12 protein-coding genes are annotated in these 12,630 nt (G+C 68.1%); 5 read left to right on the top strand and 7 right to left on the bottom strand.

Annotation, left to right across the window (positions count from 1 at the left end; translation table 11 throughout):
- Positions 1-522 precede the first annotated feature (522 nt).
- Positions 523-3,312 (top strand): BGTF surface domain-containing protein, encoded by a 2,790-nt coding sequence (locus BM310_RS01940; RefSeq protein WP_089804097.1) that lies wholly within the window; start codon positions 523-525, stop codon positions 3,310-3,312.
- 123 nt (positions 3,313-3,435) lie between these two features.
- Here BM310_RS01940 and fer read toward each other — a convergent pair whose 3' ends face one another.
- The gene (gene fer / locus BM310_RS01945) at positions 3,436-4,131 is read right to left on the bottom strand and encodes a ferredoxin Fer (RefSeq protein WP_089804099.1); all 696 of its coding nucleotides are present in this window, start codon (positions 4,129-4,131) and stop codon (positions 3,436-3,438) included.
- 205 nt (positions 4,132-4,336) lie between these two features.
- Between fer and BM310_RS01950 the strand changes: the two genes are divergently transcribed.
- Both BM310_RS01950 and BM310_RS01955 read left to right on the top strand, forming a co-directional pair.
- Positions 4,337-5,236 (top strand): HEAT repeat domain-containing protein, encoded by a 900-nt coding sequence (locus tag BM310_RS01950; protein ID WP_089804101.1) that lies wholly within the window; start codon positions 4,337-4,339, stop codon positions 5,234-5,236.
- A gap of 100 nt (positions 5,237-5,336) precedes the next feature.
- The gene (locus tag BM310_RS01955; protein ID WP_089804104.1) at positions 5,337-6,005 is read left to right on the top strand and encodes a CRISPR-associated protein Cas4; all 669 of its coding nucleotides are present in this window, start codon (positions 5,337-5,339) and stop codon (positions 6,003-6,005) included.
- Between the two features lie 28 nt (positions 6,006-6,033).
- Here the strand turns inward: BM310_RS01955 and BM310_RS01960 are convergent, their stop codons facing one another.
- The 3 genes from BM310_RS01960 to BM310_RS01970 all read right to left on the bottom strand — a co-directional run bounded on the left by BM310_RS01960 (position 6,034) and on the right by BM310_RS01970 (position 7,544).
- Positions 6,034-6,660, bottom strand: coding sequence for an L-threonylcarbamoyladenylate synthase (locus BM310_RS01960; protein WP_089804106.1), 627 nt, complete (start codon positions 6,658-6,660; stop codon positions 6,034-6,036).
- Between the two features lie 93 nt (positions 6,661-6,753).
- Positions 6,754-7,263 carry a redoxin domain-containing protein gene (locus BM310_RS01965; RefSeq protein ID WP_089804108.1) on the bottom strand — a complete coding sequence of 170 codons (510 nt, stop codon included), beginning with the start codon at positions 7,261-7,263 and terminating at the stop codon, positions 6,754-6,756.
- Complete coding sequence (locus BM310_RS01970) at positions 7,263-7,544, bottom strand: glutathione S-transferase N-terminal domain-containing protein (RefSeq protein ID WP_089804110.1); 282 nt, start codon at positions 7,542-7,544, stop codon at positions 7,263-7,265. The genes BM310_RS01965 and BM310_RS01970 overlap by 1 nt, the downstream gene beginning before the upstream one ends.
- A gap of 248 nt (positions 7,545-7,792) precedes the next feature.
- Between BM310_RS01970 and BM310_RS01975 the strand changes: the two genes are divergently transcribed.
- On the top strand, positions 7,793-9,136 hold the full coding sequence (locus BM310_RS01975; protein WP_245778456.1) for a hemolysin family protein: 1,344 nt from the start codon (positions 7,793-7,795) through the stop codon (positions 9,134-9,136).
- Positions 9,137-9,192: 56 nt separating this feature from the next.
- Here the strand turns inward: BM310_RS01975 and BM310_RS01980 are convergent, their stop codons facing one another.
- Complete coding sequence (locus BM310_RS01980; protein ID WP_089804115.1) at positions 9,193-10,395, bottom strand: inorganic phosphate transporter; 1,203 nt, start codon at positions 10,393-10,395, stop codon at positions 9,193-9,195.
- 2 nt (positions 10,396-10,397) lie between these two features.
- Positions 10,398-10,577, bottom strand: coding sequence for a DUF7859 family protein (locus BM310_RS01985; protein WP_089804117.1), 180 nt, complete (start codon positions 10,575-10,577; stop codon positions 10,398-10,400).
- A 107-nt stretch (positions 10,578-10,684) separates the two neighbouring features.
- Between BM310_RS01985 and BM310_RS01990 the strand changes: the two genes are divergently transcribed.
- A complete protein-coding gene (locus BM310_RS01990; protein WP_089804119.1) occupies positions 10,685-11,680 on the top strand; it encodes an ArsR/SmtB family transcription factor in 996 nt (331 codons plus the stop codon).
- Positions 11,681-11,968: 288 nt separating this feature from the next.
- Here the strand turns inward: BM310_RS01990 and BM310_RS01995 are convergent, their stop codons facing one another.
- Complete coding sequence (locus tag BM310_RS01995) at positions 11,969-12,490, bottom strand: metallophosphoesterase (protein ID WP_089804121.1); 522 nt, start codon at positions 12,488-12,490, stop codon at positions 11,969-11,971.
- Positions 12,491-12,630: the final 140 nt, after the last annotated feature.

The following is a 12,630-nucleotide window of genomic DNA, read 5'->3' on the forward strand; positions in this document are numbered from 1 at the left end:
ACGGGTCGACGTCTCCGAGAAGGTAGTGGGCGGAGCGGTCTCCATGCGCCCGCGCCCGCGAACGACAGTATGCCTACGACCGATCGCTCGGCCCACCGCACGTCGTGCGGTCGGTCGAGCGAAGACGCGCAGACGCTACTGTGCCGCTTCGAGAGTCGAGCCGGAGTGTGGGGCTCCTTCTCGATCCCCCGTATCTGCCTTGCACTCCATCCATGGGAGGCGTATCGACGTGTCACACACTCCTAATTAAGAATTTCCTTCTCGCTAACCATACCGCGCTCCCGCCGGTCGGGTCGGCACTGGACTCCGCACGGCGACGCGAGTCGACCGACTCGAACACGTAGTCATTGTCTCCCACGATAGTGTAATCGAAAAATGAAGTTCACAAAGTATTTAATGCGCTGAATGATAGTTCGCGGTCCCCCTACCCCACGACGACACATCGGTGAGTAAGCCCTCCCTCTCTCTCCACAACGAGGTGAGTCGGACCAAAGCCTCTGTCGTCACTACCCAACCAAATACATGACAAGCAACACGAAGCAACTCCGCGCAGTGTTCCTCGCGGCGCTGATGGTTCTGTCGGTCTTCGCCGGCACCGTCGCGTTCGCAGGATCTGCTGCTGCCGTCGATTCGGGGACGGTCGACAACTTCGACCCCGACAACCTCGACGAGGGCACGCAGGAGACACACACGTTCAACGTATCGTATGCGAACTACGACGGTGGTGACGGTACCGACACCGTCGACATCAACCTGCCGAGCTCCGTGACCGTCGACTCCTACGACGTCACGGTCTACAACGAGAGTAACAGCTCGAACATCGCGACGGCGTCCGGCTCTTCGCCCGGCACGACGGACCTCTCCGTCGACTTCGGTCAGGCGACGACCGGCTCCAACAACGCGACCATCTGGGTCAACGGCACGGTGACCATCACCGCGCCCTCGGTCGACAAGGACACCGACGCTAACGTCTGGTTCAACGTCTCTGACGCCACCGACGGTATGGTGAACAAGAGCCAGACGGTCACCATCAACGACCTCGGCGCGACGAGCGAGAACCCGCGCTACCTCGAGAGCGTCCACTGGGACAACTTCTCGTCCGACAACAACGCGCAGCTGGAAATCGCGTTCAGTGAGCCCGTCACTGGCGTGAACAACATCCAGTGGTACGTCGACGAGAAGCCGATGGGCACGCTCGGTTCCGCGGACGTCAGCGACAACGGTCGCTACGTCTGGAACCTGAGCGAGGTCTACACCGGTGACGTCGAAGTCAAGATTCCCGCGAGCGTCGAGGACCTGCAGTCCAACGACGTCTCGAACACGGGTAACAAGACGGTCGACGTCGCACCCGTGACGGTCAAGTCCGGTGACGTGAACGCCTACAAGGGCTCCAGCGTCGCCGTGGTCGCGGACGCGCCCGACACCGACATCGAAGTCGAAGCGGGCGACGACGAGGACTTCACCTACTTCCAGTCCGGTAGCACCGGCACGAACAGTCAGGTGTACGTCTTCGGTACGCAGAACCGCGACGTGGGCCAGTACAACGTCAGCGTCGCCGGGACTGCTGACGTCGCAGAGATCAACGTTCGTGACCTCGGTCTGGAAGTCAGCGTCGACGACCTGAACGTCACGAACGAGGACGTCATCGAGGGCACGGTCTCCGCGAACGCGGGCGAGCGTCCCATCGAGGTCGAACTGCTCGACTCCGACGAGGACACGGTCGCCACCATCGGCGCTGACCTCACGGGTCAGGCCGAGTACGACTACGAGTTCAACGCGTCCGAACTCGAACTCGACGAGGACAACTACACGGTGCTGGCGACGGACAACCAGTCCGGCGTCGACGCCGAGTCCTCCTCCATCGTCGTCAGCGACGCCGGTGAGGGCCGCGCCGACATCGGCGGCTCCGGCATCATCACCGACGAGCGCGGTGACGTCGTGAACATCACCATCACGCTGCAGAACACCGACTACGCGACCCTGACGCTCGGGTCCTCGGACGTCGGCTACCGCAGCAACGTGACGGTCGAAGACGAGAACGGTGACGGGCAGGTCAACCTCCTGTTCAACACGTGGGCGGCCACCAACGCCGGCAGCATCGGCAACGACGGTGGTAACGTCTACGACGTCCCCAACCTCGAGGACGACGACGACTCCATCACCAAGGCTAGCATCGAGGAGGGCGTCAACTCGCTCCTCGAATCCGGCGAGTACGACCTCGAAGTCCGCGCCGGTCAGGACTCCGACGACGACTCGCAGGGCGTCGGCACGCTGACGCTCGAAGAGCGCAACACGACCGCCGTCAACACGTGGACCGCACCGTCGGGCTCGACGCTCGAGGACACCGACGACGTCTACGAAGCCGTCGGTAACAACAACCTCACGCAGACCAACACGGTCGCCTACGGCGACCTCGCCGTCCACCAGGTCGAGGCGTCCGGTCTCGAGGGCCTCCTCGAGGCGCAGGGCACCGACGACGTGACGACCGCGTTCTACAACAACAACGGCAGCGAGTACACGCTCACGGTCGAGCAGGTCGACCCCGGTGCGAACCGCGACCCGTACGCGCTGGTCCTGAACGACACGAACTCCGACGTCTTCGCTGACTCGGAGAACGACACGTACTTCGTTGTCTACGACACGGACAGCAAGGACATCGACACGACCGAGCGTAGCATCGAGAACGACCACACGCTCGAAGCCAACTTCACGGTCGAGGAAGACGAGGACAACCTCGCTGACGACCGCCAGACGGTCACCGACGAGTACGACCTCGTCGAAGGTGAGCACATCCTCGACGACCCGTACAACGTCTCCGCCTCCGCGGAACAGACGATAGAGGGCGAGACGACCGTCGCGCCCGGTACGGAACTCAGCCTGCGCGTCCGCTCTAGCGGCGACACGCAGCCGAGCTTCCTGAAGACCGCGACCGTCTACGTCACCGAGAACCGGACGTTCTCGGGCACGTTCGACTTCAGCGAGCAGGAAGTCGGCGACACGTACGAGATCACGGTCCGCAACGGTCCCGCTGACTCCGAAACCGTCGACGGGACGGTTCTCGAGAGCGTCGAGACCGAGACGGAGATGACCGAGACGGACGCGCCGGACACGGCCACGGACGCGCCGGACACGGCCACGGACGCGCCGGACACGGCCACGGACGCGCCTGACACGGCTACCGAAGCGCCCGGTACGGACACCGAAGCGCCCGGTACCGACACGGGCACCTCCACCGGCACGCCCGGCTTCGGTGTCGTCGTCGCCGTGACGGCGCTGCTGGCCGCCGCGCTCCTCGCCGTCCGCCGCGACTAACGTCTGAACCACCGGCTCACGCCGGTCTCCACACTTCACCTTTCTTTCGACGCCACGACCCGAGAGCGGCGGCGCTGCCGCTTCCCGACGAGTCGAAAAGAATGACTGCGGCGTCGACCGGTCTCAGTCGTTCATGTGCGCCTGCTCGAACGGGTACGGCGGCAGGCGGAGTTCGTCGAGTCCGGGCAGGTGCTTGACGTTGAAGATGACCTTGATGTCGTCCGAGACGGGACCGCCCATGCAGGACAGGCGGATGTCCTGGTCGAGCATCGTCGAGGGGAGGATGTGGTCACCGGGCGTGTCCATCTCGCCCTCGACGACGGCGACGGCGCAGTTGGCGCACGCTCCACCGCGGCAGGCGTATGGCCACGCGAAGCCGCGGTTCTCGGCGGCTTCGAGGAGCGTCTCGTTCGGGTGCGCGAGGAACACGCCGAAGTCCTCGTGTGCGAGGTCGGCCTCGGCGGCCTTCTCGAACAGGTCCTCGTCGCCGAGGTCCCAGCCGTGGTCGTCCAGCACTTCGTAGTTCAGATACTCGACCCGCGACCCCTCCTCCTCTTCTTCTTCGTCCGCCTCGGGTTCCGAGTCGGCGTCCTCGGCGACGCGCGTCGACTCCGGCGCGTTCGCTGCGACTTCGCCGTTGGTGGACTCGGGCGAGTAGCCCGCTTTTATCTGCTCGTACGCCGTCCGAACGCGGTTGAACTCGGCGGCCGACCCGCCCTGGTCGGGGTGGACTTCGATGACCCGGCGCCTGTAGGCGCGGTCCACCTCCGCGTCGTCCGCGTCCGGTTCGACCCCGAGAATCTCGAACGGAGAATCCACGGCGAGCGCTAGGGAGTCGGAACGTAAATCTGCTCCCCTCTCGGTAACTCGTTCGAGGGGCGATACGCCCGAACGACCCGATTCGTCTGACGAACGTCTGACGTGCGTGCGCCGCTGCGGTCACGTGGTTCTCAGAATCGGGAATTACTGGATTAACTATAACTGTTTGCGTTGTAGATACGCCAACAGTAGCCGAGGTTCACACGTGTCACGAGAACCACCCTCCGGGGACGACTCCGGACTCGAAACCGTCGGCGACCAGAGCGGGGAGCGGTCCGAACAGCAGCAAGCCGAGGAGTCTGCGACCGGAACCGGCGCGTCCGAGGAACCCGTCGGCATCGTCGCCGACGACGAGGAGTCCGTCGAACCGACGGAGTTCGTCGACCGAGTCGTCGAGACGGCGCTCACGGACCCGATTACCGCGGGCGACGCCATCGGGGACCTGTTGGCCATCAGCCGCGAGTGCGACGAGGACGCGCGCACGGCGGCCGAGGAGGCGCTCGACCTCCTCGGACTGCTGCGACCCGTCGAGTTCGAGGTGTGGGTGGACGACGTGGTGGCGTTCGCGTCCGCCGACCGGGACCGTCTCGCGTTCGTCGGCCTCCGAGCGCTCGCCCAGTTGTCTGCGGTGCGCCCCGGCGTGGCGAAGACGGGGCTCGACGCCGCGATGCGTCGACTGGAGACGCCGCACGCCCCGACGCGCCGGGCGGCACTCGCCGTCGTCGGCGAAGTCGGCGAGGCGTTCCCCGACGCCGTCGCACAGGCCGACAGACAGGTGATGGCCGCGATGCGAGACGACGACCCGTCGGTCAGACTCGCCGGTACGATGACCGCCGGGAAACTGCTCGGGGCCGAACCGCAGCAGTTCCCCCGGACGGTGACGACGCTCCCGGACGTCCTCGAAGACGACGACGAGGAGGTGTGGGAGTACGCGCACGTCGCCCTCGTCCACTTCGTCCGCGAACACCCCTCGCAGGTGCCCGAGAAGCGTCACGTCGTCGAACGGCTGGCGAACGTCTCCGACGAGGAACTGGGCGTCCGCGAGGGGTCGACCAAGGACGCGATGACGAAACTGCTCGCCTACGAACCCGGCTTCGACCTGTAGGCCGAACCGACGAGCCTCGACCGACGACCGGCCCACGGGCCACCCGACCGGTGACCGACCGCCGCGAACGTTCAAGTGCGAAGCGGCGGCCAGCGCCCCCGTGTCACGACCCTCGACTCCCTTCTCGCATCTCGGGCGGGCGGCGTACTGTCCGCGTCAACTCCACTACGCGAAGCGACGCGACGACCACGAACCGCCGCCGGAGGTCGAAGCGGTCCGCGAACTGGCGTTCCGCTACGACGAGTTGCGGACGGCCGCCGACGAGGAATTCGCCGACCTCCCCCTCGCCGTCGGGCCGACGACGTACCGCGCGAACCTCGAACGCCTCACCGCGCGGGACGACTGGGCGGAGTTGGCGGACCCCTCGCGACGCGACGTGTTCCTGCGCGGCCGCGACTGCCACGGGACCGCGCACAAGATTCTGGCCGGGGACCCGCCGACGCCGACGGTGGTCTCGCCGGGGTCGCCGCCGGACCGCGGCGTCTGGGAACCGCAGCGCGTCCGGGCCGTCGCCGTCGCCAAGGCGGTGGCGTGGGAGCGAGAGCGCGAGATTCCGCGCGCGCTGGTCGAGTACCCCGCCCACGGCGTCGTCCGGACGGTCCGGCTGACGACCCGGAACGCGGGTGCCTACCGGCGGACGCTGTGGACCGTCCGGCAGATGGACGGCGTCCCGCCGCGCGTGCGCGACTCCGCGAAGTGCGCCGCCTGCGAGTACCGCGAGTCCTGCGGGACGAAGACGCGGTCGCTGAAGACGCTGCTGGGACTGTGACGCGGACGCGACGCGGCCGCGCGGTTCATCAGTCTTCGACCGTCGGTGCCGCGCCGACGCGGTCCGTCAACCACGACTCGATGGCGTCGGCCATCGCGCCGCGGCGGTGAATCACGTTCCGTTCCGGGTCCACGACCGTGCTCTCGACGCCGCCCGGCGCCTCGCCGGCGTCGAGGACGGCGCCGACGGCCGCCCGGAGCGTCGCGTCCAGGTGGTCCGGGTTCGTCACGCTCGGGGCACCGCTCCGGTTCGCACTCGTCGCGGTCACCGGCCGGCCGGCGCGGCGGTAGAAGTCGAGCGTCACCTCGTAGTCGGGGACGCGGAGGCCGACGCGGTCACGGCCCGCGGTGAGGACGTCCGGGAGGTCGGGGCCGCGTTCGACGACGACGGTGACGGGGCCGGGGAGGAACCGCGCCGCGAACCGTGCTTCGAGGTCGGTGAGTCGGACGTACTCCCGCGCGGTGGTCACGTCGGGCACGCCGACGGAGAGCGGTTTCTCGCGGGGGCGACCCTTCAGTTCGAACACGCGTTCGACTGCGTCGGCGTCCGTCGCGTCGGCGCCGAGACCGTAGACCGTCTCGGTCGGATAGACGACTGTCTCGCCCGCGCGGATGGCCGCGGCGGCGGCGTCGATGGCTTCGTCGAGGTCCGGCATCGCTCGTCGGAGGATGGTGGTGCGAGCCTAAGAGGGTGCCGAAGCGCCGACTCCGCGCGCCTGTCGACGGCCGGTGCGAGGACGCGCGGGCGACTACGCGTGTTCGGCGACGGCGTCCGCGACGTCGTCGTAGTCGGGGAACTCGGGCCACTCCTGTGCGACCCACGCGTACTGCACCGTCCGGTCGCCGTCGACGAGGAAGACGGCCGGCCGGTGTTCGGTGACGCCGGTCATCCCGTCGAGGGGGTTCTCGATGCCGTACGCCTCGGCGACGCCCGCGCCGGGGTCCGAGTAGAGGCGCGCGTCCACGTCGCGTTCCGCGAGGAGCGTCTTGTGCTCGTACGGCGAGGAGATGGAGACGCCGACGACCTGAATCTGCTCTGGCAGGCCGTGGTCGCGGACCGCGTTCCAGAGGTACGTCGCGGGGAACGCGCCGTCCATCGGGTGGAACAGGAGCAGCACCGGCCCCTCGTCGGTGAGGTCCGAGAGCGCCACGTCCTCCCAGTACTCCTCGTCGACGAGAGGGCGCGTGAAGTCCGGCGCGGTGTCGCCCACCGCGGGGTGGTCCGACGCCGGCAGGTCGACGACTTCGAAGTCGACCATCAGGCCGCACCTCCCTCGTCGACGCCCTCGCCGTAGGTGCGCTGCAGGTAGTCCACGATGTTGGCCGACTCGGACATCGTGACGCCCGTCTCGTCGTCGACGATGGCCGGGACGGTGCGCTTGCCCGAGATGCGCTTGACGACGTCGCGGTCCGAGTGCATCGGTTCGACGAACCGCGACTCGTAGGGGAGGTCCAGTTCCTGCAGGACGCGAACGACGCGCTCGCAGTAGGGGCACGCCTGGAGTCGATACAGCGTAATCGCCGGATTGTCGCCCGCCATGCGCTCCGGTACGTCCGTGCCGTCCCTAAGCGCTTCGCCCCCGGAATCGCCCGCCGCCAGCGGCCGAAACGCGAAAAAACCACGAGTCAGTTCGGACCCGGTAGGGTAACTCTTAATTCCGGGGCCGGACAATTGGACGTATTTACATGGGTTTGTCGTCGCTCGTACCATCTATCGCTGCTCAGAATCGCCCTCCCGGGACCGCCGATGGAGCAGTGACCACTCAGACAGTCGACGCCGCGCGTGACGTGACCACGTTCGTGACCGGGGCGCTCCAGGCGCTTCCCATCAACGACACCAACATCACCCTCGCCGGCGTCGTCGCCATCGCCGTCCTCATCGGACTGTCGGCGTTCTTCTCTTCGTCGGAGATAGCGATGTTCTCGCTGGCGAAACATCGCGTCGACTCGATGGTCGAACGCGGCGTGCCCGGCGCGGAAGTGGTGAGCGAGCTCAAATCCGACCCCCACCGACTGCTCGTCACCATCCTCGTCGGCAACAACATCGTCAACATCGCGATGTCCTCCATCGCCACGGCACTGGTCGGCATCTACTACGACCCCGGGCTGGCGGTGCTCATCTCGACGTTCGGCATCACCACCCTCGTCCTCCTGTTCGGCGAGAGCGCGCCGAAGTCGTACGCCGTCGAGAACACGGAGTCGTGGGCGCTCCGCATCGGTCGCCCGCTGAAGTACTCCGAGTACCTGCTGCTCCCGTTAGTCGTCTTCTTCGACTACCTGACGCGCGTCATCAACAAGGTGACCGGCGGCCGGTCGGCCATCGAGACGTCGTACATCACGCGCGACGAGATTCAGGACCTCATCGAGACGGGCGAACGCGAGGGCGTCATCGAGGAAGAGGAACGGGAGATGCTCGACCGCATCTTCCGGTTCAACAAGACAATCGCCAAGGAGGTGATGACGCCGCGTCTGGACGTGACCGCCGTCCCCAAGGACGCCCCCGTGGACGAGGCCATCGAGACGTGCGTCCAGTCGGACCACGAACGCGTCCCGGTGTACGAGGGCAACCTCGACAACATCATCGGCATCGTCAACCTCCGGGACCTGGTCCGCGCGAAGTACTACGGCGAGGGCGACAGCAAACTGGCCGACATCGTCCAGCCGACGCTGCACGTCCCCGAGTCGAAGAACGTGGACGAACTGCTGGCGGAGATACAGGACAACCGCCTCCAGATGGTCATCGTCATCGACGAGTTCGGGACCACCGAGGGCCTCATCACGCTCGAAGACATGGTCGAGGAGATCGTCGGCGACATCCTCGAAGACGACGAGGAGGAGGCGTTCGAGTTCGTCAACGACCGCGAGACGCTCGTCCGCGGCGAGGTCAACATCGACGAGGTGAACGAGGTGCTGGAACTCGACCTGCCCGAGGGCGAGGAGTTCGAGACGCTGGCCGGGTTCATCTTCAACCGCGCCGGCCGCCTCGTCGAAGAGGGCGAAGAGATAGCGTACGAGGGCGTCACCATCCGCATCGAGCAGGTGGACAACACGCGCATCATGAAGGCGCGCATCACCGTCGACGAGACGTACGAGGCGGAGACGGAGACCGAAGCCGAGATAGAGCCCGAGTAGACGCGGCGCGTCCTTCCGCCCGGTCCCCGCCCTCCGCGGGTGGGACGCGAACGGCCTCAGACGCCGAGCAGGAACGACACGGCACGGAAGCCGCCGTAGGAGACGACGAACGCGAGTGCGAGCGACCCGGCCCACGCGAGGACCGTCTTCACCATCTTCTCTCGACTGACGCCCGCACCGCCCGCGGCGTATCCGCTGCCGACGATGGCGCTGACGATTATCTCGTTGAACGAGACGGGGATGCCGAGCGCCACGGCCGTCTGCGCGATGGCGAACGAGGGAATCATCGCCGCGATGGACCGCCGCGGCCCGAGCGACGAGTAGTCCTGCGCGAGCGCCTTTATCATCCGCGGCGCGCCCGTCCACGACCCGACGAGCAGACCGAGGCCGCCGCCGGCGAGGAGAGCGGGTAGCGGGATGGTCACGGCGTCCAACAGCGGGACCAGCGGCCCGATGGCGAGGCCGACCTGACTCCCGCCCGCCGAGAACGCGACGAGGCCGCCGAGGACGAGGAGGAACCGGCGCTGTCCCCGCGCCTCGTCGCGGTACATCGACTGCCCGACGGCCCCGACGGCGAGGAGGGCGAGCGCCGCGGTGGCGAGCACGCGACCGAGGCCGGGGCCGACCAGTTCGGCCGACGGGAGCGACCGGACGACGAACTCGGCGATGGACCCGGCGGCGGCGTCGGCGGTGCCGAGGACGGCGAAGTCGACGTTGGCGACGATGACGCCGACGACGCCGCCGAGGAGGGGGACGGCGACGCGTTCGGGCACCCGGTCGCTGCGGAGGAGGCGCGCCGTCGCGTACGCCGTGCCGCCGCCGACGAACGGCGTGAGCACCCACAGCGACACGATCTGTTGGTACTTCGCCCACGCGGGCAGGCCGCCGTTGGCGAGTCCGACGCCGACGACGGCCCCGGTGACGGTGAACGCGGTGGCGATGGGGTAGCCCGCGAAGACGCCGAGGGCGACGAGGCCGGCGGCGACGATGAGGGCGACGGTGGCTGCCGTCGCCGTCAACACGTTGCCGACGACGAGTTCGTTGCCGACGGCCTGCGTGACGTTCGCCCCCTGCAGGAACGCGCCGGCGAAGCCGAGGAGGCCGACGACGAACCCCGCACGCATGACGGAGATGGCGTTGGCGCCGACCGCGGGCGCGAACGGCGTCGACCCCGACGACCCGGCGCCGATGGCCCACGCCATGAACAGACTCGCGAGTGCGGCGACGACGAACGTGGCGAGCGTCCCGGTGGCGACCATCGCTACTCCTTACCGTAGCCGTCGTCGTAGCCCTCGCGTAACCCGAGGAGCGTCCGACGGACGAACAGGTAGCCGAAGAAGACGAACAACAGCAGTAAGACGACGAACCCGACGAATATCGGGTTGGTCAGGACGAAGTCGACGGCGTCGCCGAGGAGGCCCTGGAGCGGACGGGCGGACATGCGCGGGCCTTTCTTGGGCGCGGGTAAAGCCGTTTCGCCGTCGGGCGACGCGACCGGTTCTCGCGAGGAGAAGACTCATCACCCCGGATGCGGAATCGGGGGACGAGATGGCCGACATCCTCCCCACTCGGCCCGACCCCCCCTCCGAGGAGGACAAGGAGCCTCGCGTCGTCGGCCTCGACAGCGACGAGGTGTCGGACCTGCTCTCCGCTATCTCCTCGGAGACGGCTCGGACGATGCTCTCAGCCCTCCACGACGAACCCGCGACGCCCTCCGAACTCGCAGACCGGGTGGATACCTCCATCCAGAACGCCCAGTACCACCTCGGAAAGCTCGAAGACGCCGACCTCATCGAACCCGGCGGCACCGCCTACTCCGAGAAGGGTCGCGAGATGACCGTCTACACGCCGGCCGACCGCGCACTCGTCGTCGTCGCCGGCGGCGAAGACGACACCAGCGGCCTCCAGTCGGTGCTCGCGCAACTGCTCGGCGGCCTCGGCGTCGTCGCACTCGGCAGCGTCGTCGTCGAGCGACTCACGCGGACCGGCGCGGGACCGGACGTCTCGCTGGCCGAGACGGGCGGCGACGGCGGTGCCGCGGGCGGCGCGGCGAACGCCACGGCGGCCACGGCGACGGCGGAGCCGACGGCCGAACCGACCGCGACGGCCGCGGAGACGCCGGCACCGACGGCCGAACCGACCGCGACGGCCGAACCCGCGGGAACGCCGACCGGGACGGGCGACGGCGGTGGCGGCGGGTTCAACATCGCCGAGGCGACGGAGACGGCGACGCCGCAGGCCACCGGAACGGAGGCGGCGGGCGACGCGACGGTGACGGAGTCCGCGCGGACGATTACCGAGTCGGCGGCGACGGAGACGCCGCAGGCGACGGGTGCGCCGACGGCGGAGCCGACGGTGACCGCCGCGGCGGAGGCGACTCGGACGGCGACCGAAGCGGTCCGGACGACTGCCGAGACGACGGTGCTCTCCGGCGGTGACCCCGGCGTGACGAGCGTGGCCGCGCTCTCGCCCGGGGAACTGTTCTTCCTCGGCGGCGTCGTCACGCTGGTCTTCACGACCGCGTACTGGTGGCTGAGAAGCTAAAAGCACCATTTGACTCTACGATGCGTATATGGACCGAGCGTCCCACGGTGCAACTGCGAGGTCTCACGGTGCTTCGGCCCTCCCCCCGAACCGAGCGTCGGGCGCGGTGACGCGGACGGGACACCCTCCCTCCCCCCACGTCCCGTTCGCCGACGACTGCCCCCCCTCACCGACCACCCCCTGCGCCCACGCCCGCTGACACGCCGTGAGGCCTGCACTCCCCCCTCCACACGGTGTCGCCTCCCCCGGCGCACCGACGTTTTCTGCACGGCGAGCGACCGCGTCAGACTACTCCGCCGGCGGAATCGTGAACGTCTCGAACGTGTCCCCTTCGACGGTGACGAGTCGACCCGTCACGCCGCCGTCCGTCATCTCCTCCAGTTCCGCGTGCGCCGCGCGGTGGCCGCGCGGTTGCGCGTGGCTGCCGGGGTTCAGCAGCGTCACCTCCCCCGAGGCGTCGAACGTCGGCCGGTGACTGTGCCCGAACAGGACCACGTCGGCGTCGCGTTCGCGTCCGAACATCGACAGCGGCATCCGACCGCCGCCGCGACGGGTGTGCGTCGCCGCGAACGTCAGTCCCGCGAAGGTGAACGTGCGCGCCTCCGGGAGTCTGTCGCGGACGTCGGCGTCGTCGTTGTTCCCGTACACCCCGAGTAGGCGCGACGACTCGTCCTCGAACGCGTCGAGGACCTCGCCCCGCATGAAGTCGCCGAGGTGGACGACGGACTCCGCCTCGCGGACGGCGTCCAGCGTCCGGCCGGTGAGGCGGTGCGAACTCGTACTGTGCGTGTCGGAGACGACGGTCAGCATCGCCCGAGGCTACGAACCGCAGGGTCAGGAACGTTCCGCTCCGCTCCGGGCGTCTCGTCGTCGAGTGCGTTCGGCTTCGACTCGACGGCAGTCGGTCTCGACTCGGTGCCGCCTCGCCCGCCGGGCCGGTGTGCGTCTGT

Source organism: Halogeometricum rufum (assembly GCF_900112175.1).
Classification (GTDB): Archaea; Halobacteriota; Halobacteria; order Halobacteriales; family Haloferacaceae; genus Halogeometricum; species Halogeometricum rufum.

What these genes read in the sequence shown, in the direction of transcription:
- BM310_RS01940 (WP_089804097.1), top strand. Translation starts at nt 523, where the DNA reads ATGACAAGCAACACGAAGCAACTCCGCGCAGTGTTCCTCGCGGCGCTG.
- BM310_RS01960 (WP_089804106.1), bottom strand. Translation starts at nt 6,660, where the DNA reads ATGCCGGACCTCGACGAAGCCATCGACGCCGCCGCCGCGGCCATCCGC.
- BM310_RS01965 (WP_089804108.1), bottom strand. Translation starts at nt 7,263, where the DNA reads ATGGTCGACTTCGAAGTCGTCGACCTGCCGGCGTCGGACCACCCCGCG.
- BM310_RS01970 (WP_089804110.1), bottom strand. Translation starts at nt 7,544, where the DNA reads ATGGCGGGCGACAATCCGGCGATTACGCTGTATCGACTCCAGGCGTGC.
- BM310_RS01980 (WP_089804115.1), bottom strand. Translation starts at nt 10,395, where the DNA reads ATGGTCGCCACCGGGACGCTCGCCACGTTCGTCGTCGCCGCACTCGCG.
- BM310_RS01985 (WP_089804117.1), bottom strand. Translation starts at nt 10,577, where the DNA reads ATGTCCGCCCGTCCGCTCCAGGGCCTCCTCGGCGACGCCGTCGACTTC.
- BM310_RS01990 (WP_089804119.1), top strand. Translation starts at nt 10,685, where the DNA reads ATGGCCGACATCCTCCCCACTCGGCCCGACCCCCCCTCCGAGGAGGAC.
- BM310_RS01995 (WP_089804121.1), bottom strand. Translation starts at nt 12,490, where the DNA reads ATGCTGACCGTCGTCTCCGACACGCACAGTACGAGTTCGCACCGCCTC.